Source organism: Pyxidicoccus xibeiensis (assembly GCF_024198175.1).
Lineage (GTDB): Bacteria > Myxococcota > Myxococcia > Myxococcales > Myxococcaceae > Myxococcus > Myxococcus xibeiensis.
Genome location: NZ_JAJVKV010000048.1, coordinates 1 through 1,758 on the forward strand (window position 1 = coordinate 1; position 1,758 = coordinate 1,758).

Consider the following 1,758-nt stretch of genomic DNA (forward strand, 5'->3'; position numbering starts at 1 on the left):
TGCGCGCGTGGAATGACACGGGACGCACCTACGACTCGGCCTGCCTGCATCAGCAGTTCGAGGCGCAGGTCGCCCGGACTCCGGACGCCACCGCCCTCTCCTTCGGCGACGAGCAGCTCACCTACCGTCAGCTGCACCAGCGCGTGCTGCGCCTCTCCGCCCGCCTCCAGCAGCTCGGAGTGCGTCCGGACGCGCCCGTGGGACTCTCCCTGGAGCGCTCGGCGGACATGGTGGCCGGCATGCTGGCCATCCTCCACGCGGGCGGCGCCTACCTCCCGCTGGACCCGGACTACCCCGCCGAGCGCCTGGCATGGATGCTCCAGGACTCGGGAGCGTCCGTCCTCCTCACCTCACTCCAGCTGCTGGGCACCCTGCCCACCACGGGCGTGCAGGTGCTGCTCATCGATGAGCCGCCAGGCGATGAAGCAAAGGCGTCCGGAACCTCCAGCGCCGACAACCTCGCCTACGTCATCTACACCTCGGGAAGCACGGGACGTCCCAAGGGCGTCATGGTGCCGCACCGCACGGCGGCCAACTTCTTTGGCGCCATGGACACGCTGCTGGGCACGTCCACGCCCGGCACGTGGCTGGCCGTCACCAGCATCTCCTTCGACATCTCCGTGCTGGAGCTGCTGTGGACGCTGGCGCGTGGCTACCACGTGGTGCTGCACGACGAGCGCGCAGCCACCCGCGAGGGCAAGGCCCTTCCTCTGTCCGAGGTGCTGCGCCGCCACGCCGTGACGCACCTGCAGTGCACGCCCGCCTTTGCCCGGGGCATGGTGCTCTCACCGGAGTCGGTGCCCGCGCTCGGCTCACTGCGCCACCTGCTCGTCGGTGGTGAAGCGCTGGCCGGCCCGCTGGCCGCGCAGCTGCGCGCCGCGCTGCCCGCCGCCACCCTCACCAACATGTACGGCCCGACGGAGACCACCGTCTGGTCCTCCACCCACTCCGTCACCGAGAAGGACGCGGGCGCGGCCACCATCTCCATCGGCGCCCCCATCTCCAACACGCGGCTGTACGTGCTGGACGCATGGGGCGAGCCGGTGCCCACGGGCGCCCCCGGAGAGCTGTTCATCGCCGGAGACGGCGTGGTGCGCGGCTACCTCGGCCGCGCCGACCTGACGGCGGAGCGCTTCGTGCCCGACGCCTTCTCGGGCGTGGCGGGCGGGCGCATGTACCGCACCGGGGACCTCGCCCGGTGGCGCGCCGACGGCACGCTGGACTTCCTGGGCCGCACCGACTTCCAGGTGAAGGTGCGCGGCTTCCGCATCGAGCTGGGCGAAGTCGAGGCGGTGCTTTCACGCCACCCGTCCGTCCACCAGGCGGTGGCCAGCGTCCACCGGGACGCGTCCGGCGACGGTCGGCTGGTGGCCTACGTGGTGCCCGCCAGTGGCACCGAGCTGGACACGGCCGCCCTGCGAGACTTCCTGCGTGAGCACCTGCCCGAGCACATGGTGCCCTCGCTCGTCATGGCGCTGGGCGCCTTCCCGCTGACGCCCAACGGCAAGGTGGACCGCAAGGCCCTGCCGACCCCGGAACAGCAGGCCACCACACGTCAGTACGTCGCGCCCAGGACGCAGACCGAGGAGCAGCTTGCGGGCCTCTTCGCCCAGGTGCTGGGCGTCGCACGAGTGGGAGCCACCGACAGCTTCTTCGAGCTGGGCGGCCACTCGCTGCTGGCCACCCAGGTCGTCTCGCGCCTGCAGGCCGCGCTGGGTGCAACGCTGCCCCTGCGAGCCCTCTTCGAGTCCCCCACCG

1 protein-coding gene is annotated in these 1,758 nt (G+C 71.8%); it reads left to right on the forward strand.

Annotated features, from left to right (window positions below):
- Positions 1-1,758, forward strand: a 1,758-nt coding sequence (locus LXT23_RS49475; RefSeq protein WP_253987554.1) for a non-ribosomal peptide synthetase, incomplete at both ends; no start/stop codon positions are given.